At 67.5% G+C, this 19,119-nt stretch carries 25 protein-coding genes; 24 read left to right on the top strand and 1 reads right to left on the bottom strand.

Annotation, left to right across the window (positions count from 1 at the left end):
• Positions 1 to 115: 115 nt before the first annotated feature.
• The 16 genes from BJ972_RS17555 (at position 116) to BJ972_RS07120 (ending at position 14,008) form a co-directional block, all read left to right on the top strand.
• The gene (locus BJ972_RS17555) at positions 116 to 547 is read left to right on the top strand and encodes a type IV pilin protein (protein ID WP_129173258.1); all 432 of its coding nucleotides are present in this window, start codon (positions 116 to 118) and stop codon (positions 545 to 547) included.
• Positions 548 to 639: 92 nt separating this feature from the next.
• The gene (locus BJ972_RS07190; protein WP_129173256.1) at positions 640 to 1,050 is read left to right on the top strand and encodes a type IV pilus modification PilV family protein; all 411 of its coding nucleotides are present in this window, start codon (positions 640 to 642) and stop codon (positions 1,048 to 1,050) included.
• Positions 1,050 to 1,730 (top strand): PulJ/GspJ family protein, encoded by a 681-nt coding sequence (locus tag BJ972_RS07185; RefSeq protein ID WP_129173254.1) that lies wholly within the window; start codon positions 1,050 to 1,052, stop codon positions 1,728 to 1,730. Before BJ972_RS07190 ends, BJ972_RS07185 begins: the two co-directional genes overlap by 1 nt.
• Positions 1,721 to 3,199 carry a hypothetical protein gene (locus BJ972_RS17190; RefSeq protein ID WP_129173252.1) on the top strand — a complete coding sequence of 493 codons (1,479 nt, stop codon included), beginning with the start codon at positions 1,721 to 1,723 and terminating at the stop codon, positions 3,197 to 3,199. Before BJ972_RS07185 ends, BJ972_RS17190 begins: the two co-directional genes overlap by 10 nt.
• Positions 3,196 to 4,032: a prepilin peptidase gene (locus BJ972_RS07175; RefSeq protein WP_129173250.1), complete on the top strand. Its 837-nt coding sequence runs from the start codon at positions 3,196 to 3,198 to the stop codon at positions 4,030 to 4,032. Before BJ972_RS17190 ends, BJ972_RS07175 begins: the two co-directional genes overlap by 4 nt.
• 26 nt (positions 4,033 to 4,058) lie before the next feature.
• Entirely contained in the window at positions 4,059 to 5,108 is a 1,050-nt protein-coding gene (gene pilM, locus BJ972_RS07170) for a type IV pilus assembly protein PilM (RefSeq protein ID WP_129173248.1), read from the top strand.
• The gene (locus tag BJ972_RS07165; protein ID WP_129173246.1) at positions 5,105 to 5,776 is read left to right on the top strand and encodes a hypothetical protein; all 672 of its coding nucleotides are present in this window, start codon (positions 5,105 to 5,107) and stop codon (positions 5,774 to 5,776) included. Before pilM ends, BJ972_RS07165 begins: the two co-directional genes overlap by 4 nt.
• A gap of 1 nt (position 5,777) precedes the next feature.
• Positions 5,778 to 6,479: a hypothetical protein gene (locus tag BJ972_RS07160; RefSeq protein WP_129173244.1), complete on the top strand. Its 702-nt coding sequence runs from the start codon at positions 5,778 to 5,780 to the stop codon at positions 6,477 to 6,479.
• A 100-nt stretch (positions 6,480 to 6,579) separates the two neighbouring features.
• Positions 6,580 to 7,482, top strand: a complete 903-nt coding sequence (locus BJ972_RS07155; protein ID WP_129173242.1) for a hypothetical protein — start codon at positions 6,580 to 6,582, stop codon at positions 7,480 to 7,482.
• A 37-nt stretch (positions 7,483 to 7,519) separates the two neighbouring features.
• Positions 7,520 to 8,011 carry a DUF6121 family protein gene (locus BJ972_RS07150; RefSeq protein WP_164989885.1) on the top strand — a complete coding sequence of 164 codons (492 nt, stop codon included), beginning with the start codon at positions 7,520 to 7,522 and terminating at the stop codon, positions 8,009 to 8,011.
• Positions 8,012 to 8,052: 41 nt separating this feature from the next.
• A complete protein-coding gene (locus BJ972_RS07145; RefSeq protein WP_129173238.1) occupies positions 8,053 to 8,703 on the top strand; it encodes a spermidine/putrescine ABC transporter substrate-binding protein in 651 nt (216 codons plus the stop codon).
• 273 nt (positions 8,704 to 8,976) lie between these two features.
• A complete protein-coding gene (rpsL, locus tag BJ972_RS07140) occupies positions 8,977 to 9,351 on the top strand; it encodes a 30S ribosomal protein S12 (RefSeq protein ID WP_121477587.1) in 375 nt (124 codons plus the stop codon).
• On the top strand, positions 9,351 to 9,821 hold the full coding sequence (rpsG, locus tag BJ972_RS07135) for a 30S ribosomal protein S7 (RefSeq protein ID WP_129173236.1): 471 nt from the start codon (positions 9,351 to 9,353) through the stop codon (positions 9,819 to 9,821). The genes rpsL and rpsG overlap by 1 nt, the downstream gene beginning before the upstream one ends.
• Positions 9,822 to 9,908: 87 nt before the next feature.
• Positions 9,909 to 12,023 carry an elongation factor G gene (gene fusA, locus BJ972_RS07130; protein ID WP_129173234.1) on the top strand — a complete coding sequence of 705 codons (2,115 nt, stop codon included), beginning with the start codon at positions 9,909 to 9,911 and terminating at the stop codon, positions 12,021 to 12,023.
• 112 nt (positions 12,024 to 12,135) lie between these two features.
• Positions 12,136 to 13,329, top strand: coding sequence for an elongation factor Tu (gene tuf, locus BJ972_RS07125; RefSeq protein ID WP_129173232.1), 1,194 nt, complete (start codon positions 12,136 to 12,138; stop codon positions 13,327 to 13,329).
• A 133-nt stretch (positions 13,330 to 13,462) separates the two neighbouring features.
• Positions 13,463 to 14,008 carry a VanZ family protein gene (locus tag BJ972_RS07120; protein WP_129173229.1) on the top strand — a complete coding sequence of 182 codons (546 nt, stop codon included), beginning with the start codon at positions 13,463 to 13,465 and terminating at the stop codon, positions 14,006 to 14,008.
• Here the strand turns inward: BJ972_RS07120 and BJ972_RS07115 are convergent.
• Complete coding sequence (locus tag BJ972_RS07115) at positions 13,994 to 14,449, bottom strand: OsmC family protein (RefSeq protein WP_129173227.1); 456 nt, start codon at positions 14,447 to 14,449, stop codon at positions 13,994 to 13,996. The genes BJ972_RS07120 and BJ972_RS07115 overlap by 15 nt on opposite strands.
• A gap of 437 nt (positions 14,450 to 14,886) precedes the next feature.
• Between BJ972_RS07115 and rpsJ the strand changes: the two genes are divergently transcribed.
• The 8 genes from rpsJ to rpsC are packed head-to-tail and all read left to right on the top strand — an operon-like array spanning position 14,887 to position 19,117.
• Positions 14,887 to 15,195: a 30S ribosomal protein S10 gene (gene rpsJ / locus BJ972_RS07110; protein ID WP_017201594.1), complete on the top strand. Its 309-nt coding sequence runs from the start codon at positions 14,887 to 14,889 to the stop codon at positions 15,193 to 15,195.
• Positions 15,196 to 15,203: 8 nt separating this feature from the next.
• Complete coding sequence (gene rplC, locus BJ972_RS07105; RefSeq protein ID WP_129173225.1) at positions 15,204 to 15,860, top strand: 50S ribosomal protein L3; 657 nt, start codon at positions 15,204 to 15,206, stop codon at positions 15,858 to 15,860.
• A gap of 4 nt (positions 15,861 to 15,864) precedes the next feature.
• Positions 15,865 to 16,527 (top strand): 50S ribosomal protein L4, encoded by a 663-nt coding sequence (gene rplD, locus BJ972_RS07100; RefSeq protein WP_129173223.1) that lies wholly within the window; start codon positions 15,865 to 15,867, stop codon positions 16,525 to 16,527.
• Positions 16,524 to 16,826: a 50S ribosomal protein L23 gene (gene rplW, locus BJ972_RS07095; RefSeq protein WP_129173221.1), complete on the top strand. Its 303-nt coding sequence runs from the start codon at positions 16,524 to 16,526 to the stop codon at positions 16,824 to 16,826. Before rplD ends, rplW begins: the two co-directional genes overlap by 4 nt.
• Positions 16,827 to 16,843: 17 nt before the next feature.
• Positions 16,844 to 17,683, top strand: a complete 840-nt coding sequence (gene rplB, locus BJ972_RS07090) for a 50S ribosomal protein L2 (protein ID WP_129173219.1) — start codon at positions 16,844 to 16,846, stop codon at positions 17,681 to 17,683.
• 12 nt (positions 17,684 to 17,695) lie between these two features.
• Positions 17,696 to 17,977 (top strand): 30S ribosomal protein S19, encoded by a 282-nt coding sequence (rpsS, locus tag BJ972_RS07085; RefSeq protein WP_129173217.1) that lies wholly within the window; start codon positions 17,696 to 17,698, stop codon positions 17,975 to 17,977.
• 25 nt (positions 17,978 to 18,002) lie between these two features.
• Positions 18,003 to 18,368, top strand: a complete 366-nt coding sequence (gene rplV / locus BJ972_RS07080; RefSeq protein ID WP_129173215.1) for a 50S ribosomal protein L22 — start codon at positions 18,003 to 18,005, stop codon at positions 18,366 to 18,368.
• A complete protein-coding gene (rpsC, locus tag BJ972_RS07075; protein WP_129173213.1) occupies positions 18,368 to 19,117 on the top strand; it encodes a 30S ribosomal protein S3 in 750 nt (249 codons plus the stop codon). Before rplV ends, rpsC begins: the two co-directional genes overlap by 1 nt.
• Positions 19,118 to 19,119: the final 2 nt, after the last annotated feature.

Raw genomic sequence — 19,119 nt, 5'->3', positions numbered from 1 at the left:
CTTTCTAGGGGGTTACGAGTTCGAGGAATCCCACTACCGTGAACCACGACCTGCAAGCGTTTCCATTAACGGGGTCCGGTCGATCACATCCACCCAGCTACAGAACGGAACACCGATGTTCACTTCCTTCAACAAGGCCCTCTTCGCCCGTCACCAGGCGCTCGTCAACGGTGAGAAGGGTCAGAAGGGCTTCACCCTCATCGAGCTCCTCGTCGTCGTCCTCATCATCGGCGTGCTCGCGGCGATCGCGATTCCGATCTACCTGGGGCAGCAGGAGCAGGCGCGCGTGAGCGCAGTAGGTGCACAGCTCACCAACGCCAAGACGGCCTACGTCGCTGCGACCGTAGCCGATGAGGAGCCCACCCTCACTGCTGGGGTCATCACCGGAACCAACTCGATCGACGGTTTCACTGCGAGCGCGGAGATCCCGGTGACCTTCATCAGCAACAGCGACGCCAGCGGAGGGCTTTGCCTTTCTGCCACGGCTGACGGCACGACTCGATGGATCACGGCGAACGGTGCGGTTCAGGACACTGCCTGCAGCTGATTCCTGGGGCCCCCTCGCCTGTCCGAGGGGGCCCGCTTCCTTCCTCACCCCCCACCTCGCACACTCCACTCCCACCCGAAAGCCACTGACCGATGACTGCTCAGCGCGACACTCCCCACCGGGGCGAGGACGGCTTCGGCGTCATCGAGATCGTCGTCGCGATGTTCCTCATCGGGTTGCTCGCGATCTTCGTGCTCCCGCTCGTCATGCTCGCGATGCAGACGTCGGCGAAGTCGGCCTCGATCGGCACGGCGACCGACATCGTCAACGCCGAGCTCACCGAGATCCGTGCTGCGGCGACATCCTGTTCGACTCTCGCGCCGTTCCGCACGAGCGCTCCGGCCGCCGTCACCGACGATCGGGGAGTCGGCTACCAGGCCGTCCGCACGATCGGTGCGTGCCCCACGGCGTATCCCGGGTCGGTGACGATCACGGTGTCCGTGCTGAGCGAGGGAGACACGATCTCCACGGCCACCACCCGAGTTCTTCTCGCGAGGGCGTGATGCGCGCCTCCGAACCAGAATCCGCGAACGGCGCGGCACCCGCCGGTCGCGGGTATCGCCGCACGCCGGGGCTCCCAATCACCCCGGCGTGCGGCCCCTCCGACGGGTATACCCTCGTCGAGCTGCTCGTGTACGCGGCGTTCATGGTGCTCGTGCTCGCCATCGCCGGCGGCATCCTGCTCAGTTCCCTCACCGCCAACGCGACGGTGCGGTCGACGACGGAGGCCTCGAACCTCGGCCAGCTCGTCTCCGAATCGATCCGAGCCGACACTCGCAGCGCCGTCGCCCTCAAGGTCACCGCGCCGAGCGTGGGCGTCAGCGGCGCCCAGTACCTCGTCATCGAACGACTCTCGGCGGGCACGAACCAGTGCCGCGCCTGGCTCTACCTGCCGAGCGCGGGAGGGCAGCTCTTCACCCGCACGGGCTCCTCGCTCGCGACGCTCTCCGCGCCGAGCGCGAGCGCGATCGCCGCCGCCCTCGCCGCGGACCCCGTCGAGGCTCCCGCCGGTTGGCAGAGCTACGGCGAGGGCATCGTCGCCGCCTCGCCCGGTCCGTTCGTCGTCACGGCGGGTCGCCTCGACTTCACCCTCGAGGTGGATGCCGGCGACGCACCCGCCGTGCTCGTCGACGGCACCGAGATCAGCCGCCAGACCGTGAAAGCGACGTCACCATGCTTCTGACCCGACTCCTCCGCCGCGCGCGTTCGACCGAGGGCGAAAGCGGCTCCGCTCTGCTGGCCGTCATCGCCGTCATGGGCGTGACGGCGATCCTCCTCGTCGTCTTCGGCCTCGTGACCGTCAACAACCTCGGCAACACGAGCGCGCACCGCGCCGGCGTGCAGGCGCAGGCCGCCGCAGAGGCCGGTCTCGCCGACACCCTCGCGAAGCTGCAGTCGGCGTCGACGCCGTGCTCGTCGGGCGTCTACACGGCGAGCACTCCGGGCTACACCGCGAAGGTCTACGTGCGGTCGGGAACGGGCGCGTTCTCGACGACGCCGTCCTGCCCCGTCACTGCGACGACGGCGATCAGGATCGTCTCGACGGGAACCGCGGCGAACGCGGGCGTCGCGGGCAACGACCGCGGCGACACGCGCACGGTCACGGCCGAGTACCCCATCACGCCGTCGGCGTCGACGACCTACGCCATCTACATCCACCGCACCGATTCGGTGTCGAGCCACACGACGAACATCGGCGAGGTCAAGCTCACGACCTCGGCGGGGCGGAACGCCGGCGTGTACTTCAACGAGACGACCGACTTCACGTGCAGCCCGCGCATGGAGATCCAGGGCGACCTGATCCTCAGCCAAGCCGGTGCGAAGCTCAACGCCGGTGCGAGCGGGTGCACGGTCAAGGGCAACGTGTTCTCGAAGGGGTCCGTGCTCGTCGCGAACCAGGGCCGGGTCGAGGGCGGCGTGTGGAGTGTGGGCGCATCGAGCGTCACGTCTCCCGGCGTCGTCCTCGGGGGCGTCCACACCGCGACCGCACCGCCTGCGTCCGTGCCGTGGGTCGACGTGACCGGTGACCCCGCGTCGTGGACGGGGTACTCGCGGTGGCCATCGGGCTGGGCGATCGACGACTCGGGGGAGTGCCAGCACAACGAGTACATCCGCGACCAGATCAACTCCTTCACGACGCCCACCGTGATCGACGCGCGCGGCTGCGGATACGAGGGCAGCGGGGTCGGCGGCTTCAAGCTCAAGAACGGCACCTACACGCTCAAGACGAACGTCGCGATCATCGCGTACGACATCCAGATCGGCGATGGCACGACGTTCTCGTCATCGAGTTCGAGCACCGACCGCCGGCTTCACTTCATCAGCCCCGATACGACGGTCTCGACCCCGACGAAACCCGACTGCCGCATCACAGCGGGCGGCAACTACGGCATCCGCGTCGAGGCGAACGTGCGCGTCAATGCCCCCGTCGCGGCCATGCTCTACTCGCCCTGCCGCATCCAGATGGGCGGCAACCTCAACTGGAGGGGCTCGCTGTACGCCGCGGCGGTCAACTTCACCGGCGGCACGCAGAACTTCTTCTACGAGCCGATGTCCATCCCCGGCTCCTCGATCAGCGGCGGCGGTGGCGGCGGCACGACGGGGCCCGGCGGCATCGGCCCGGCGACGAGCTATCGCGACGGTGCACCGTGACCGTCCTCTTCGCCGTGGCCGCGGGTATCGGCGGCGTGCTCGGGGCGGCGATCGGTTCGTTCCTGAACGTCGTCGTCTACCGGGTGCCGCGCGGCCGCTCCGTCGTCTCGCCTCCGAGCGCGTGCCCCGGCTGCGATTCGGCGATCGCGCCGTACGACAACATCCCGGTCCTCTCGTGGATCCTGTTGCGCGCTCGCTGTCGCACGTGCGGCGCACGCATCTCGGTGCGGTACCCGCTCGTCGAGGCGGGCACGGCACTCGCCGTCGTCGGTGTCGGCGCGTTCTTCGTGCCGGCCGTCGTGCAGGCCGCGCCGTGGCCGGCGACGATCGCCGCGCTCCTCGTGCTCGTCGCCCACGTCTGGCTCGTCGCGGCGAGCGTCGCACTCGCTCTCATCGACCTCGACACGCATACGCTGCCGAATCGCGTCCTCCTGCCGACCCTCGTCGTGGCGGCCGTATCGTTCGGTGCGGCGGCCGCTCTCACCGGGCAGGGCGATGCCCTCCTGCGCTCGCTCATCGCGGGCGCCGCTCTCTTCGCGCTCTACTACCTGCTCGCCCTCGTCACCCCCGGCGCCATGGGCTTCGGCGACGTCAAGCTCGCCGGCATCCTCGGCCTCTACCTGGGGTGGGCGGGCTGGCCCGTCGTCGTCGTCGGCGCCTTCACGCCGTTCCTCCTCGGCGGTCTCTTCGCCCTCGCCCTCCTCGCCCTGCGTCGCGCGAAGCGACGCGACGGAATCCCCTTCGGACCCTGGATGCTCGTCGGGGCGTGGATCGGCATCGTCGCCGGTCGACCGATCGTCGACGCCTACCTATCCCTCGCCGGACTGGCGTAATCGCGGCGACGCCGCAGGAGGAAGACATGACAACACACGTCGTCGGGCTCGACATCGGGTCGCGTTCACTGAGGGCCGTCGAGGTCTCGGACCCCGCAGGCCCGAACGCCACCGTGCACCGCGTGCACGAGATCGCCCTGCCCGAGGGCGCGGTACGCGGCGGCACCGTCGTCGACCGTGCCGTCGTCACCCGAACCCTCTCGACGCTCTGGAGCGAAGCCGGGTTCTCGACCCGGTCGGTCGTCATCGCCGCCGGACACTCGGGGGTACTGGCGCGAGACCTCACGGTTCCCCGTGCGCCCCTCGCGGTCATCCGCGAATCGCTCCCCTTCCACGTGCAGGACCTCCTCCCCGTGCCCGTCGGAGAAGCCCTCCTCGACTTCTATCCGGTGCGGGAGTCGGGAACGGCCACCGCACCGACCGTCGACGGCCTCCTCATCGCGGCCGTCAAGGAGGCGGTGCTCGCGAACGTCGAGGCCGTCGAGGGCGCAGGGCTCACGATCATCGGGGTGGATGTCGCGGCCTTCGCCCTCGCCCGGGTCTTCGCGTATCGGCCACGCATCGACGGCACCGTCGCCATCATCGACATCGGTGCCACGGCGACCCAGGTCGTCGTGGCGACGGACGGCGTGCCGAGCTTCGTGCGCATCATCGATCGCGGCGGCCGCGCCGTCACGGACGCGATCGCGCTGCGGCTCGAGGTGTCCGACGCGCAAGCGGAGAGCACGAAGCTCGAGGTGAGTGCGCTCGGCGGAGAGTCTCGGCCCGCCGTGGCGGCGGAGGTGCTCGAGGTCATCGCCGAAGAGGCGGCCGATCTGCTCGACGCCATCCGCAGCACGCTCAGCTACGTCGCGAACCTGCGCCCCGGTGAACCCGTGCGAGCGCTCATCCTGAGCGGAGGCGGTGCGCGCCTCGGCGGTTTCGCGAGCGAGCTCGCCGGGCTCACGCGCGTGCACTTGAGCGGCGGGGACGCGTTCGCCTCGGTCGCGGTCGATCCGAAGAACGGCGCTGCGGGCCACGGTGCGCGGGAGTCCGCGGCGGTCGCACTCGGGCTCGCCCTCGGGGCCGTCGCATGAGCGCGCCCGCACCCCTCGTCATCGGCGGCGTCCCCCGGGTCGATCTGCTCCCGCCCGAGGTGCACGCCGCCCGTCGGCGGCAGCGCGACCGACGCATCGCCGTCGTCGCCTTCGGCGCCGTCGTCCTGCTGACCCTCGCGGGCGTCGGCGGAGCCTTCGCCCTGTCACGTGCGGCCGAGGAGTCCTTCGCGGCAGCGCAGGCCCGCACCGGTGACCTCCTGCTCGAGCAGGCATCGCTCTCCGACATCCGGGTGCTGCACGATTCGCTCGACCTGACGCAGGCGGGTCTCGAGGTCAGCTCGGCGACGGACGTCGACTGGGCGGTGCTCACCCAGAGCGTGCTCGACGTGCTTCCGCCCGAACTCGCGCCCGTGTCGATCGCCGCGCTCGGCACGAGTCCGTTCGTCGCGCCCGAACCGGCCGCGGCCCTCGTCACGCCCGACACGAGCATCGTCTTCGACCTCGTCACCCGTCCCGGTACCGCGGGCGCGGCGATGACCCGACTCGACGTCGCGAGCGTGCTCGATCGCATCGATGCGCTCGAGGGCGTGCGTCTCTCCCGGTCGACTCCGTTCCGATGGGACCCGACCGCAGACGCCTACGGCGTGACGATCACCGTCGCGTTCGACGACGTGCACACCGACCGATTCGCGTCCGAAGGAGACTGACATGAAGTCCACCGACAATCGTCTCGTGCTGCTCGGCCTCGCCGTCGCCGCGATCGCGGTCATGCTCCTCGGATTCTTCCTCGGCGTCATCCCGTTGCTCGGATCTGCCGACGCGGCGCGAGGACGGGAGCGCGAGGTGAACGCTCAGAACGTCCTGCTCGAGAACGACATCGCGCGGCTCTCGGCGCTCGCCGAGACCCGAGACGCCGACGAGGCGCGCCTGGCCGAGCAGCGGATCGCCCTCCCCGAGGATCACGCCCAACCCGCCTTCCTGCGCGAGGTCGACGCCCTGGCGACCGCGTCGGGTGCGGCGCTCCGGTCGTACACCTTCTCTGAGCCGACGGGCTACGCGGTCGATCCGCCCGCCGACGATCGTCTCGGCAGCGGCAACTACTTCTCGACGACGGTGCAGTTCGAGGTCGCGGGTACTCGCGCCGTCGTCCTCGACGCGGTGCGGCGGCTCCAGGGCACGGAGCGGCTCTTCGTCGTCGGCTCGGTCGCGCTGACGCCCGACTCGGCAGGTGCCGGGGCCGTGGCCGATCCGTTCGACGTCAACACGCCCGTCGTCGCCGTCGTGTCGGGTGAGATCTTCATGCTCGTGAGCGGTGCGGACCCGGTCTTCGTCGCGCCCGAGCCGGGGAGCGAGGTCGCCGACGAGACCGTCGCGCCCGACGACGAGACGACGGCAGAGGCGACTCCCTGATCGACTGCGGCGCGCGTCCGTGCGCCTGCGTCATCTCGGACCCGCTCATTGCTACAGTTGCGGCGATGGCGCTCTGGGCGCCCGGAAATGGAGCGCGACGATGAGCGACACGACTCGCGGAAACGAGCCCGACGAGGCACCCCGCGACGACACCTTCGAGGCGTCGTCGACCGAGCAGACCCCCGCCGAGCCCGAGGTCGTCGAAACTGTCGTCGTCGACGAGGTCGTGGTGGACGACACCGCGGCCGGCCCCGTCGTCGTCGAAGAGTCGGCCGTCTCGAGCACCGGGACCGTGCGCGACCCCCTCGCCGAGGCCGTCGAGCGTCACGCCTACGTGTCGCCGTCGACGATCGCCCCCATCGCCTCACCCGAGCCCGAAGCGGCACCGGCGGCGGCTCCCGTCGCCGAGCCCGTCACGACGTACCCGGCCTACACCGCGACGCCGCAGCAGGCGATCTACGTCCAGGCTCCCGTTCCGCCGAAGGCCAAGGGCAACCGCGCGTTCGGCGTCGTCGTCGGGCTCGTGGCGTCGGTGGTCTTCGCCGCCCTCTACGCCCTCGCGGCCTACGTCGTGATGTCGCTCCGCGGCACGACCAACCCCATCGAGCAGGCGTTCGCCGAGTTCGTCGGCCAGCCCGTCTTCTGGGTGCCGATCATCTTCTTCTTCCTCGCCTTCATCCTGCTGGCCGCGATCGTGAACCGCGGCGGCTGGTGGCCCTACGCGATCTTCGGTCTGCTCGTCGGTGCCGTCGTCTACCTCTCGTACGTGGGCGGTGCGCTCCTGTCGGTCGCGTGGCGCATCACGCCGGACGATGTCTCGATCTTCGTCTCGCAGCAGTGGCTCGCACCGCTCGCGATCCTCGCGGGTGTCTTCGCGCGCGAGGTCACGGTGTGGTTCGGCGCCTGGGTCGCGTCGCGGGGCCGCAAGGTCTCGCAGCGCAACCGCGAGGCTCTCGAGGAGTACGACCGTCAGCTCGCCGCCGGACCTCAGTTCTCCGCCTGACGGCATCCGGTGCAGCGCACCGGCGTAGCCTGAAGTGGTGAGTCCGCATCGGAGGTACGCGACCGTCGTCGGCGTTTTCGCCACGGCGCTCTACCTCGCCCTCGTGGTCTGCGCGTTCGGCTTCATCAGCCTGCTGACCGATACCGAGGTCATCGAGCAGCAGCAGGCCGGCGTCGCCCTCGGGCCGTCGATGGTCGGCGGCGCGGTGCTCGTCGTGCTCATCGCCCTCGTCCTCCGCGTGCCCCGGATCGACTTCGCCGAGCGCCGGTCGGCGCCCCTGTTCGCCGTGCTCACCGGCGTGATCGCGGGAGTCGCCTATGCGGTCGTCGGGGGAGTGGGGTTCGGCATCGGCTCGGGTTCCCTCCTCGCCGGCGCCCCGTTCATCGCGGCGACGGCCGTCGGCCCGTACGGCGTGTCGGTCGTCATCCTCGCCGCCCTCGTCGTCTGGCTCGACACGTTCGTCGTCGCCGCCCGTTTCGACGACCGCGGCCGGCCCCGATGGGCGTGGGAAGACGAGTACGACGAGTGATCCCCGAACGGATGACGCGTGCCGCTGTATCGTGAGACGTGATGGACGGCCAGGTCGAGGCGCGGGTCAGTCACGAAGTCGATGAGTGGCTTCGCTGGCTCCCTCGGTGGCGCCCGGGAACGCATCGCGGGCGGGTCCGTCTCTGCAAGCGCTGCTTCGGTTCGCCGATCCTGTCGGCCGCCGGTCTCGCCGACGGCGTCCCGCACGGGGTCCAGCACGCGTTCTCGATGCGGATGAAGTCGATCATCGACTCGGAGGTCGACGAGTACACGTCGCGCAACCTCCCGCTCCTGCACCGCGAGATCCGCCTCGCCGAGGACCGGAAGGCGCGCCGGCCCTATCGCGCGGGGGAGGGACTCGACCCCGAGTTCGCCGGCCTCGAGCTCGATCCGGAGCCCGTCGACGACCAGCCCTTCCTCTTCACGCTCGGCGGACTCGAGGAGCAGGCGGCCGCGTCGGCGCTCGAGCCTCCGCCCCGCGCGTTCAGCGAGGAGGAGAAGGCGGCACTCCGCACGGAGGTGAAGCTCGCCGACGACTTCGCGAAGCAGATCGGGCGTCGTATCTGCATCGCCGTCGCACTCGAGAGCAGTCGGCTCCGCACGTCCGTCGACGACCTCGTCGAGCCCCAGATCGCCGAGCTGTTGGCCGACCTCGATCGCGAGCTCGACTCGCCCTCGTGGCCGACGCTGTGAGGCCGCTGGGACGTCGCCCGTGAAGCTCGTCGCCATTTGACCGACAGCGACACCCCGAGTAACATTGAGCGGGTGTGCGCTCAGGCGCGCGCTTGCATCGTGCCTCGGCACGATCCGGGCCGAACTCGCACACTGCAAGGGTCTCCGCCTCCGGGCGGTTCCACCCCCACGGCATACCCACCCTATGAAAAGCACCGCTCTTCTGCGGCGCCGGTGGGTCATGATGCGCAACGCAGTCACGCTGTCACCGTGCAGCACAAATAAGGAGAAGCAGTGCCAACCATTCAGCAGTTGGTCCGCAAGGGTCGCTCGCCGAAGGTCTCGAAGACCAAGGCTCCCGCCCTGAAGGCCAACCCTCAGCAGCGAGGCGTGTGCACGCGTGTGTACACGACCACCCCGAAGAAGCCGAACTCCGCGCTCCGCAAGGTCGCCCGTGTGAAGCTCTCGAACGGTACCGAGGTCACCGCCTACATCCCCGGTGAGGGCCACAACCTCCAGGAGCACTCGATGGTGCTCGTTCGCGGCGGTCGTGTGAAGGACCTCCCCGGTGTGCGCTACAAGATCATCCGCGGCGCGCTCGACACGCAGGCCGTGAAGAACCGCAAGCAGGCCCGTAGCCGCTACGGCGCGAAGATGGAGAAGAAGTAATGCCTCGCAAGGGACCCGCTCCGAAGCGCCCCGTCGTCGCCGACCCGGTATACGGTTCGCCCGTCGTCAGCCAGCTCGTCAACAAGATCCTCATCGACGGCAAGAAGGACCTCGCTCAGCGCATCGTGTATGACGCTCTCGAGAACGTCGCCGCGAAGAACGGTCAGGACGCCGTCGCCACGCTGAAGAAGGCGCTCGACAACGTGCGCCCGACCCTCGAGGTGCGTTCGCGCCGCGTCGGTGGCTCCACCTACCAGGTGCCCGTCGAGGTCAAGCCCCACCGCGCCAACACCCTGGCTCTCCGCTGGCTCACCAGCTACGCCAAGGCTCGTCGCGAGAAGACGATGACCGAGCGTCTCACCAACGAGATCCTCGACGCATCGAACGGTCTCGGCGCCGCTGTCAAGCGTCGCGAAGACACGCACAAGATGGCCGAGTCGAACCGCGCCTTCGCCCACTACCGCTGGTAGCAGCGGCAGGATGCCGCGGGCGGAACCCCGCCCGCGGCATCCGCTGCCACTCTCGACACACCCCGACAACCCCTCCGGAGGAACCCCGTGGCACTCGACGTGCTCACCGACCTGAACAAGGTCCGCAACATCGGCATCATGGCCCACATCGATGCCGGTAAGACCACCACCACCGAGCGCATCCTGTTCTACACGGGCGTCAACCACAAGATCGGCGAGACCCACGACGGCGCCTCGACGATGGACTGGATGGCACAGGAGCAGGAGCGTGGCATCACGATCACGTCTGCTGCGACGACCTGCTTCTGGGCGGGTAACCAGATCAACATCATCGACACCCCCGGCCACGTCGACTTCACGGTCGAGGTCGAGCGTTCGCTCCGCGTGCTCGATGGCGCCGTCGCCGTCTTCGACGGCAAGGAGGGCGTCGAGCCCCAGTCCGAGACCGTCTGGCGTCAGGCCGACAAGTACGACGTGCCGCGCATCTGCTTCGTCAACAAGATGGACAAGCTCGGTGCCGACTTCTACTTCACGGTCGACACGATCATCAACCGCCTCGGTGCCAAGCCGCTGGTCCTCCAGCTGCCGATCGGCTCCGAGAGCGAGTTCGAGGGTGTCGTCGACCTCGTCGAGATGCGCGCGCTCACGTGGCGCGGCGACTCGAAGGGTGACGTCGAGATGGGCGCCAAGTACGCCATCGAAGAGATCCCGGCCGACCTCAAGGACAAGGCCGACGAGTACCGTCAGGCCCTCCTCGAGACCGTCGCCGAATCCGACGACGCGCTCCTCGAGAAGTTCTTCGGCGGTGAGGAGCTCACGGTCGCAGAGATCAAGGGCGCCATCCGCAAGATGACGATCAGCTCGCAGCTCTACCCCGTGCTCTGCGGCTCCGCGTTCAAGAACCGCGGCGTCCAGCCGATGCTCGACGCGGTCGTCGACTACCTCCCGAGCCCGCTCGACGTGCCGGCCATCGAGGCCCACGACGTGCGCGACGAGGAGAAGGTCATCGAGCGTCACGCCGACGCGAGCGAGCCGTTCGCCGCTCTCGCGTTCAAGGTCGTCACGCACCCGTTCTTCGGTCGTCTCACCTACGTGCGCGTCTACTCGGGTCACATCGACTCGGGTGCCCAGGTCATCAACTCGACCAAGGGCAAGAAGGAGCGCATCGGCAAGATCTTCCAGATGCACGCCAACAAGGAGAACCCCGTCGACTCGGTGACCGCTGGTCACATCTACGCGGTCATCGGCCTCAAGGACACGACGACGGGCGACACGCTCAGCGACCCGCAGAACCAGGTCGTCCTCGAGTCGATGACGTTCCCCGAGCCCGTCATCGAGGTCGCCATCGAGCCGAAGACCAAGGCCGACCAGGAGAAGCTCGGCACGGCCATCCAGAAGCTCGCTGAAGAAGACCCCACGTTCCGCACGGAGCAGAACCAGGAGACGGGTCAGACCGTCATCAAGGGCATGGGTGAACTCCACCTCGACATCCTCGTCGACCGCATGAAGCGTGAGTTCAAGGTCGAGGCCAACGTCGGAAAGCCGCAGGTCGCGTACCGCGAGACCATCAAGCGCGCCGTCGAGAAGCACGACTTCACGCACAAGAAGCAGACGGGTGGATCGGGTCAGTTCGCGAAGATCCAGTTCGCTCTCGAGCCGCTCGAGGTCACGGCTGACAAGACCTACGAGTTCGAGAACAAGGTTTCGGGTGGACGCGTCCCCCGTGAGTACATCCCTTCGGTCGACGCCGGATTCCAGGACGCCATGCAGTACGGCATCCTGGCCGGGTACCCGATGGTGGGCGTCAAGGGCATCCTGCTCGATGGCGCCGCGCACGACGTCGACTCCTCGGAGATGGCGTTCAAGATCGCCGGATCGATGGGCTTCAAGGAAGCCGCTCGCAAGGCGAACCCGGTTCTGCTCGAGCCGCTCATGGCCGTCGAGGTCCGCACCCCTGAGGAATACATGGGTGACGTCATCGGCGACCTGAACTCGCGTCGCGGTCAGATCCAGTCCATGGAGGATGCGTCGGGCGTCAAGGTCATCCGCGCCCACGTTCCTCTCTCGGAGATGTTCGGATACATCGGTGACCTGCGGTCGAAGACCTCGGGCCGTGCCGTGTACTCGATGACGTTCGAGAGCTATGCAGAGGTCCCGAAGGCTGTCGCCGACGAGATCGTGCAGAAGAACAAGGGCGAATAGCCCGCGTTCGCCAGAACCATCCGGTTCGCGTAACATAACAACACAATCCCCAGCAGATCCGGGCGCAAGCCCGTGCCCGGATTTTCTACACGAGTCCTGAGGAGGACCCACAGTGGCTAAGGCCAAGTTCGAGCGGACCAAGCCGCACGTCAACATCGGAACCATCGGTCACGTCGACCACGGCAAGACCACGCTCACCGCAGCGATCTCGAAGGTGCTTGCTGACAAGTACCCGTCGGCCACCAACGTGCAGCGCGACTTCGCCTCGATCGACTCCGCTCCCGAGGAGCGTCAGCGCGGCATCACGATCAACATCTCGCACGTCGAGTACGAGACGCCGAAGCGCCACTACGCGCACGTCGACGCCCCGGGTCACGCCGACTACATCAAGAACATGATCACCGGTGCTGCTCAGATGGACGGCGCGATCCTCGTGGTCGCCGCTACCGACGGCCCGATGGCTCAGACGCGTGAGCACGTGCTGCTCGCCAAGCAGGTCGGCGTTCCCTACCTGCTCGTCGCGCTGAACAAGTCCGACATGGTCGACGACGAGGAAATCCTCGAGCTCGTCGAGCTCGAGGTGCGCGAGCTCCTCTCGAGCCAGGGCTTCCCCGGTGACGACGCTCCCGTCGTCCGCGTCTCGGGCCTCAAGGCTCTCGAGGGCGACGAGAAGTGGGTCGACTCGGTTGTCGAGCTCATGAACGCCGTCGACGAGTCCGTGCCGGACCCGGTGCGCGACCGTGACAAGCCCTTCCTCATGCCCGTCGAGGACGTCTTCACGATCACTGGTCGTGGAACCGTCGTCACGGGTCGCGCCGAGCGTGGAACCCTCAAGATCAACTCCGAGGTCGAGATCGTCGGCATCCGCCCGACGCAGAAGACCACGGTCACGGGTATCGAGATGTTCCACAAGCAGCTCGACGAGGCGTGGGCCGGCGAGAACTGTGGTCTCCTCCTTCGTGGAACGAAGCGTGAAGACGTCGAGCGCGGCCAGGTCGTCGTCGCTCCCGGCTCCGTGACCCCGCACACGAACTTCGAGGGCACCGCCTACATCCTGTCCAAGGATGAGGGCGGCCGTCACAACCCGTTCTACGCGAACTACCGTCCGCAGTTCTACTTCCGTACCACCGACGTCACCGGCGTCATCACGCTGCCCGAGGGCACCGAGATGGTCATGCCCGGCGACACCACCGACATGACGGTCGAGCTCATCCAGCCGATCGCCATGGAAGAGGGCCTCGGCTTCGCCATCCGTGAGGGTGGACGCACCGTGGGTGCCGGTACGGTCACCAGCATCATCAAGTAACTCTCGTTACTGCGACAGGGGTCGGGCCTTCGGGCTCGGCCCCTTCGTCGTGTCCGGCGCTCGTCTCGGGCGATCATCGTCCACGGCGGGGGAGCGGTTCGCATTCTCCCGTTCCTCCCGTTACTCTCGGGCGATGAGACGTTCGAGCGCGGCGACGCCCCGGGTGTCCGGCGCGTCCGATCGTCCGCTCGCCGTGACACGGTGGGCCAGCATCGCGCTGCTCGTCGCCGTGAGCGGGGTCGTCCTCGTCGCGACGCTCTGGCCGACGCCGATCGATCGCGGACACCGGCGCACCATCTCGCGCTTCCTGGGTGTCCTGCACGACATCGGGGTGCCTGAGTGGTTCGCCTACGCGCAGTTCGAGTTCGCGGCGAACGTCGTCATGTTCGCACCGCTCGGCTTCCTGCTCGTGCTCGCGCTGTCGGCACGGCGGTGGTGGCTCGCCGTCGCTCTGCCCTTCGCCGGTTCGGTCTCGATCGAGATCATCCAGGGCGGCCTCCTCCACGAGCGTTACGCGAGTGCCGCGGATGTCGCCGCGAATACCCTCGGCGCTCTCATCGGTGCCGCTCTCGCCCTCGGGCTCCGTGCCGTCGTGCACGCGAGAGACCGTGCCGTGGCCGCCGAACGGGCCGCGACCGGCGCATCGACTCGGGCCATGCCCTCCTCAGTGAATCGGTGACCCGTCGATCGACGTGGTCAGATCGATCGCCGGACCGACCGTGCGTGCCACGGTGCAGCTGCGATCGATCGACTTCGCCATGAGCCCGATGAGCGTCGCTCGTTCGGCCTCGTCGAGCGCCGAGAGGTCGAGCAGCAGCTGCTCGTCGATCGCGCTGTACCGCTGCTCGGTCGGGTCGGACGTGCCGTGCGCCCAGATCGTGACGGAGTAGTCGGGCCCGAGACGTCGTGCGGTGACGCGATCCGAACTCATGCCCGCGCACCCGGCGAGGGCGAGCTTCAGCAGCTCCCCGGGGGTGAAGTGGCCGGGCGCCTCGGGCGGGCCGATGAGCACCTGATCGCCTCGTTCGTTCATGCCGTGGTACGTGCGGTCGCCGGTTCGCGTGACCGAGACGCTGCCCGGCCCGATACGATCGCTGACGGCGTGCAGGGGAGTGTTCATCACCCCATCCTCCCTCGCGCGACCCGCGACACGCCCGGGTTTGCACGTGGCCTCGGAGTGTGGCAAACTCGATGAGTTCAACATTTCGAACGCGTGCCGCTGCATGCCGTTCGAATCACTGCCAGGCAGTGCATAGTCGTTCGCCTCGAGAGGCGGGTCTTGACTAGGCCGCGGGTAGCAGAACACAGAAATCGACAACCACGAACCTACGGGTGATCTCTGTCTTCGGGCAGGCGACACGCCCGGGCGCGGGGGTCGGTGAGGGGCACGAGGGTCGAGCGTGTCGAGATCACCGCACGGAGTAGTCCGGCGGGGTGGTTTCGACAGGCTCGATCACCGGCCTTTGACAGAAGAACAGTGGTGCTCAACACGAAGTGCTACGCGGCGTCCGATGCCTCCGGAAGGGGTAAGACGCCTTAACAGAGAGAGAGTTCGACATGGCGGGACAGAAGATCCGCATTCGACTGAAGTCGTATGACCACGAGGTCATCGACACCTCGGCGCGCAAGATCGTCGACACGGTGACCCGCGCAGGCGCCACGGTCGTCGGCCCCGTGCCGCTTCCGACCGAGAAGAACGTGGTGTGTGTCATCCGTTCGCCTCACAAGTACAAGGACAGCCGCGAGCACTTCGAAATGCGCACCCACAAGCGCCTCATCGACATCGTGGACCCGACGCCCAAGGCAGTCGACTCGCTCATGCGCCTCGACCTGCCGGCCGACGTCAACATCGAGATCAAGCTCTGAGGAACGCCATGTCATCTGCTACCAAGACCGTCAAGGGTCTGCTCGGCACGAAGCTCGGCATGACTCAGGTGTGGGACGCGAACAACAAGCTCGTGCCCGTCACCGTGATTGAGATCGCGCCCAACGTCGTGACCCAGATCCGCACGCCCGAGAACGATGGCTACAACGCCATCCAGATCGCCGCCGGCCAGATCGACCCCCGTAAGGTCACCCAGCCGCTCACCGGCCACTTCGACAAGGCCGGCGTCACGCCGCGCCGTCACGTCACCGAAGTGCGCACCGCCAACGCCGCCGAGTACTCGCTCGGCCAGGAGCTCACCGCCGACTCGACCTTCGAGGCGGGCCAGCTCGTCGACGTCGTCGGCACGAGCAAGGGTAAGGGCTTCGCCGGTGTCATGAAGCGCCACAACTTCAAAGGTGTCTCCGCTTCGCACGGTTCGCACCGCAACCACCGCAAGCCCGGCTCGATCGGTGCTTCCTCGACCCCGAGCCGTGTCTTCAAGGGCATGCGCATGGCCGGTCGTATGGGTGGAGAGCGTGTCACCGTGCTCAACCTCACCGTCCACGCGGTCGACGCAGAGAAGGGCCTCCTCCTCGTGAAGGGTGCCGTTCCCGGTGCCCGTGGCCGTCTCGTTTTCGTTCGCAACGCAGTGAAGGGGGCGTAACCACATGGCTACCGCTACCAACACCATCGACGTCATCGACGTCTCGGGTAAGAAGGCCGGCTCGATCGAGCTGCCCGCCGAGCTGTTCGACGTCCAGACCAACGTGCCGCTCATCCACCAGGTGGTCGTGGCCCAGCTCGCCGCAGCGCGACAGGGTACACACAAGACCAAGACCCGTGGTGAGGTCTCCGGCGCCGGCCGCAAGCCGTTCAAGCAGAAGGGAACCGGTCGCGCTCGTCAGGGCTCGATCCGCGCCCCTCAGATGACCGGTGGTGGCATCGTCCACGGACCGCAGCCGCGTGACTACTCGCAGCGCACCCCCAAGAAGATGATCGCCGCAGCTCTGCTCGGCTCGCTCTCCGACCGCGCTCGCGGCGGCCGCATCCACGCCGTCGAGGCCGTTGCGACCCCCGAGGCCGCGAAGACCCGTGCAGCTCTCGAGCTCCTCTCGGGCATCGCGACGTCGAAGCACATCCTCGTGGTCATCGAGCGTGGCGACGAGCTCACCGAGCGCGTCACCCGCAACATCCCCGCCGTGCACGTCCTGCCGGTCGACCAGCTCAACGCGTACGACGTCCTCGTCTCCGACGACATCGTCTTCAGCAAGGCCGCCCTCGAGGCGTTCATCGCTGCGAAGAGCGCCAAGAAGGAAGAGGTTTCCGCATGAGCGCCTCGCAGAACAAGGACCCGCGCGACATCATCATCGCTCCGGTCGTCTCCGAGAAGAGCTACGGCCTGATCGACGAGGGCAAGTACACCTTCGTCGTCGACCCCCGCTCGAACAAGACCGAGATCAAGCTCGCCATCGAGAAGATCTTCAAGGTCGAGGTCGCGTCGATCAACACGCTGAACCGTCAGGGCAAGACCCGTCGTACGCGTTTCGGGATCGGCAAGCGCAAGGACACCAAGCGCGCGATCGTCACCCTCAAGTCCGGCTCGATCGACATCTTCACCGCTGTCGGCTAGGGAGCAGAGGAATAACCATGGCAATTCGTAAGTACAAGCCCACGACCCCTGGTCGTCGCGGTTCTTCTGTCGCGGACTTCGCGGAGATCACCCGTTCGACGCCGGAGAAGTCGCTGCTCAAGCCGCTCTCCAAGACCGGTGGACGCAACAACCAGGGTCGCATCACGACCCGTCACATCGGTGGTGGCCACAAGCGCCAGTACCGTGTGATCGACTTCCGTCGCAACGACAAGGACGGCGTGCCCGCGAAGGTCGCTCACATCGAGTACGACCCCAACCGCACGGCACGTATCGCGCTGCTCCACTTCCTGGACGGCACGAAGCGCTACATCCTCGCTCCGAACAAGCTGTCGCAGGGTGACCTCGTCGAGTCCGGCGCGGCCGCCGACATCAAGCCCGGCAACAACCTGCCGCTGCGCAACATCCCCACGGGTACCGTCATCCACGCCATCGAGCTCCGTCCCGGTGGCGGCGCTAAGATGGCCCGCTCGGCGGGCACCTCGGTGCGTCTCGTCGCGAAGGACGGCCCCTACGCCCAGCTGCGTCTCCCCTCGGGCGAGATCCGCAACGTCGATGCGCGCTGCCGCGCGACGATCGGCGAGGTCGGCAACGCCGAGCAGTCGAACATCAACTGGGGCAAGGCCGGCCGTAAGCGCTGGAAGGGCGTCCGCCCGACCGTGCGTGGTGTCGCCATGAACCCGATCGACCACCCTCACGGTGGTGGTGAGGGTAAGACCTCCGGTGGTCGCCACCCTGTGAGCCCCTGGGGCCAGAAGGAAGGCCGCACGCGTCGCCCGAACAAGGAAAGCGACAAGCTCATCGTTCGCCGTCGGACCGTCGGCAAGAAGCGCAAGTAGGAGTAAGAGAAGATGCCACGCAGTCTCAAGAAGGGCCCCTTCGTCGACGACCACCTGCTCCGCAAGGTTGTCGTGCAGAACGAGAACGGCTCCAAGAACGTCATCAAGACGTGGTCGCGTCGCTCGATGATCATCCCGGCAATGCTCGGGCACACGATCGCCGTGCACGATGGCCGCAAGCACATCCCGGTGTTCGTCACCGAGACCATGGTCGGACACAAGCTCGGAGAGTTTGCCCCGACCCGCACCTTCCGTGGACACGTGAAGGACGACAAGAAGGGCCGTCGCCGCTAAGCGGCGACGTGAAGGAGGAGAAGAAATGGTGGAGTCGATCGCACGCGTGCGACACATCCGCGTTACCCCCCAGAAGGCTCGTCGCGTCGTCAACCTGATCCGCGGCAAGCAGGCACAGGAAGCACTCGCGATCCTGAAGTTCGCCCCCCAGGGTGCGAGCGAGCCGGTGTACAAGCTCGTTGCTTCTGCCATCGCGAACGCTCGCGTCAAGGCCGATGCCTCGAACACCTACCTGGACGAGCAGGACCTGTACGTGAGCAGCGCTTTCGTCGATGAGGGCACGACCCTCAAGCGATTCCAGCCGCGCGCCCAGGGTCGTGCGTTCCGCATCAACAAGCGCACCAGCCACATCACTGTTGTGCTCGCCACTCCTGAGGAGGGTACGAAGTAATGGGTCAGAAGGTAAACCCGTACGGCTTCCGTCTCGGCATCACCACCGACCACGTGTCGCGGTGGTTCTCCGACTCGACGAAGCCCGGTCAGCGCTACGCCGACTACCTCGCCGAGGACGTCAAGATCCGTCGTCTGCTGCAGACCTCGCTCGACCGCGCGGGAGTCTCGCGCATCGAGATCGAGCGCACCCGTGACCGCGTCCGCGTCGACATCCACACCGCCCGCCCGGGCATCGTGATCGGTCGTCGTGGCGCCGAGGCCGAGCGCATCCGCTCCGACCTCGAGAAGCTCACGTCCAAGCAGATCCAGCTCAACATCCTCGAGGTCAAGAACCCCGAGGCCGACGCTCAGCTCGTCGCGCAGGGCATCGCCGAGCAGCTCTCCGCTCGTGTGGCATTCCGCCGCGCGATGCGCAAGGGCCTCCAGGGTGCTCAGCGCGCCGGCGCCAAGGGTGTCCGTATCCAGGTCTCCGGCCGCCTCGGCGGCGCCGAGATGAGCCGCTCGGAGTTCTACCGCGAAGGCCGTGTGCCCCTGCACACGCTCCGCGCGAACATCGACTACGGCTTCTACGAGGCGAAGACCACCTTCGGCCGCATCGGCGTGAAGGTCTGGATCTACAAGGGCGACATCACCAACAAGGAACTCGCTCGCGAGCAGGCCTCGAAGCCCGGCCGCAGCGACCGGAACGACCGTCCCCGTCGCGCCCCCAAGGCGCAGGAGCCGGCCGCAGCAGGAGTTGAGGCATAACC

The sequence above is a fragment of the Agromyces atrinae genome (assembly GCF_013407835.1).
GTDB classification, from domain to species: domain Bacteria; phylum Actinomycetota; class Actinomycetes; order Actinomycetales; family Microbacteriaceae; genus Agromyces; species Agromyces atrinae.
Note: the sequence above shows the minus strand (reverse complement) of the source record. Positions and strands in the feature narration are given on the sequence as shown.

Coding starts and splice junctions, on each gene's coding strand:
- BJ972_RS07165 (WP_129173246.1), top strand. CDS start 5,105: ATGAGCGCGCCCGCACCCCTCGTCATCGGCGGCGTCCCCCGGGTCGAT.
- rplC (WP_129173225.1), top strand. CDS start 15,204: ATGTCATCTGCTACCAAGACCGTCAAGGGTCTGCTCGGCACGAAGCTC.
- rpsG (WP_129173236.1), top strand. CDS start 9,351: ATGCCTCGCAAGGGACCCGCTCCGAAGCGCCCCGTCGTCGCCGACCCG.
- BJ972_RS07120 (WP_129173229.1), top strand. CDS start 13,463: ATGAGACGTTCGAGCGCGGCGACGCCCCGGGTGTCCGGCGCGTCCGAT.
- rpsJ (WP_017201594.1), top strand. CDS start 14,887: ATGGCGGGACAGAAGATCCGCATTCGACTGAAGTCGTATGACCACGAG.
- pilM (WP_129173248.1), top strand. CDS start 4,059: ATGACAACACACGTCGTCGGGCTCGACATCGGGTCGCGTTCACTGAGG.
- BJ972_RS07115 (WP_129173227.1), bottom strand. CDS start 14,449: ATGAACACTCCCCTGCACGCCGTCAGCGATCGTATCGGGCCGGGCAGC.
- BJ972_RS07160 (WP_129173244.1), top strand. CDS start 5,778: ATGAAGTCCACCGACAATCGTCTCGTGCTGCTCGGCCTCGCCGTCGCC.
- BJ972_RS07185 (WP_129173254.1), top strand. CDS start 1,050: ATGCGCGCCTCCGAACCAGAATCCGCGAACGGCGCGGCACCCGCCGGT.
- rplW (WP_129173221.1), top strand. CDS start 16,524: ATGAGCGCCTCGCAGAACAAGGACCCGCGCGACATCATCATCGCTCCG.
- rpsS (WP_129173217.1), top strand. CDS start 17,696: ATGCCACGCAGTCTCAAGAAGGGCCCCTTCGTCGACGACCACCTGCTC.
- BJ972_RS07155 (WP_129173242.1), top strand. CDS start 6,580: ATGAGCGACACGACTCGCGGAAACGAGCCCGACGAGGCACCCCGCGAC.
- rpsC (WP_129173213.1), top strand. CDS start 18,368: ATGGGTCAGAAGGTAAACCCGTACGGCTTCCGTCTCGGCATCACCACC.
- rplB (WP_129173219.1), top strand. CDS start 16,844: ATGGCAATTCGTAAGTACAAGCCCACGACCCCTGGTCGTCGCGGTTCT.
- BJ972_RS07145 (WP_129173238.1), top strand. CDS start 8,053: ATGGACGGCCAGGTCGAGGCGCGGGTCAGTCACGAAGTCGATGAGTGG.
- BJ972_RS17190 (WP_129173252.1), top strand. CDS start 1,721: ATGCTTCTGACCCGACTCCTCCGCCGCGCGCGTTCGACCGAGGGCGAA.
- rplD (WP_129173223.1), top strand. CDS start 15,865: ATGGCTACCGCTACCAACACCATCGACGTCATCGACGTCTCGGGTAAG.
- BJ972_RS17555 (WP_129173258.1), top strand. CDS start 116: ATGTTCACTTCCTTCAACAAGGCCCTCTTCGCCCGTCACCAGGCGCTC.
- BJ972_RS07190 (WP_129173256.1), top strand. CDS start 640: ATGACTGCTCAGCGCGACACTCCCCACCGGGGCGAGGACGGCTTCGGC.
- rplV (WP_129173215.1), top strand. CDS start 18,003: ATGGTGGAGTCGATCGCACGCGTGCGACACATCCGCGTTACCCCCCAG.